At 42.1% G+C, this 1,368-nt stretch carries 1 protein-coding gene; it reads left to right on the top strand.

What is annotated here, in order from left to right; genetic code table 11:
* Nucleotides 1-774: 774 nt before the first annotated feature.
* Nucleotides 775-1,230, top strand: a complete 456-nt coding sequence (locus tag OQ5_RS0102795) for a HEPN domain-containing protein (protein ID WP_218054489.1) — start codon at nt 775-777, stop codon at nt 1,228-1,230.
* The last annotated feature ends 138 nt before the right edge of the window (nt 1,231-1,368 follow it).

The raw sequence follows: 1,368 nt of genomic DNA, 5'->3' as shown, positions 1-1,368 counted from the left end.
CAGGTCAATAGGTCAGTAGGTCAGTAGGTCAATAGGCAAGTAGGAGATTAGGCAAGTAGGAGATTAGGTAAATAGAAGCCGCGGGGCGGCGACAGTACGGTAGAATAATATTATGGCACAGAAACTCCCCGAACCGCGGAGCGGTGACAGAACAGGCTATTAGAACATTAGGCGAGTAGGTCAATAGAAAGGGTTTCAGGCAAAAGCACGCACAGCCCGGCGTCAGCGCCCCCCCTCAACAAGCAACCAGCAACCAGCAACGAATTAACCAATCACTCCTGTCCTACCCTTCTGACTCCCCTGAAAGGGAGAACCGGCCTGGCCCGCAGGTCTTAGCAGATTAATCCATACGAATGGTACAATACAAAAGGAATCGCGCGGGGGGGGTACCCCTTTCAGGGGGTTAGGGGGCGTGCGAGAGGGAGATACAAATGTTCCAGGATAAAAAACCTAAGAACCAACAACATCTTCAATCTTTATTATTCCGGCTTCACTATTTATCAAATTCATTATATTTGATATATGACAAAAAAAGACCACATATTGCAAATGATTATTCAGACGGTTAACAACACTGCCCCTGATTCTGAAGTTTATTTGTATGGTTCCCAGGCCAGGGGAACAGACAAAAAAAATTTCAGATTGGGATTTGCTAATCCTGCTCAATAAACCCAATGTCTCATTTGAGTTCGAGACAAGTGTTATGAATGCGTTCTATGAATTAGAACTGGAAACAGGCGAAGTCATTTCACCCTTGATTTATTCAAAAAAGGATTGGAGTTCAAACCATTCGATAACTCCTTTATTCGAGAACATAAAAAAGGAGGGAGTCAGACTAAAATGACAGGCACCAAAAAAGATCTGATCAACTACAGAATTGCAAGAGCCAAAGATACATACGATGATGCTTTAATACTTGCTGAGAGAGAGAAATGGAACTCATCAATAAACCGGCTTTACTATGCGGCATATTATGCGGTTATGGCCCTATTGCTACATTCAGAACTAAACCCCACAACTCATACCGGGACAAAATCAAATTTTTCAGAATATTTCATCAAAACCGGCAAGATAGACAAAGAATATGGTAAAGTTTATTCTCAACTTTTTACATGGAGACAAAAAGGAGATTATGACGATTTATTTGATTTTGAAAAAGATAAGGTAGTTCCGTATTTCGAGCCGGTTAACCAGTTAATATCAACAATAGCTGACATAATTCAAAAATAATCCCCCTCTTACTCCCCTGAAAGGAAGTACCGGGCTGACCCGCAACTCTTCGCAAATTAAAAAATACAAATGGTACAATATAAAAGAAATTCCGCGGTGGGGGTTCCCCTTAAAGGGGATAGGGGGTAGTGCGAAGGG

This window comes from Anaerophaga thermohalophila str. Valhall, from assembly GCF_000250735.1.
In the GTDB taxonomy this organism is placed as follows: Bacteria; Bacteroidota; Bacteroidia; order Bacteroidales; family Marinilabiliaceae; genus Anaerophaga; species Anaerophaga thermohalophila_A.
This window is presented reverse-complemented; position numbering and strand designations above follow the sequence as displayed.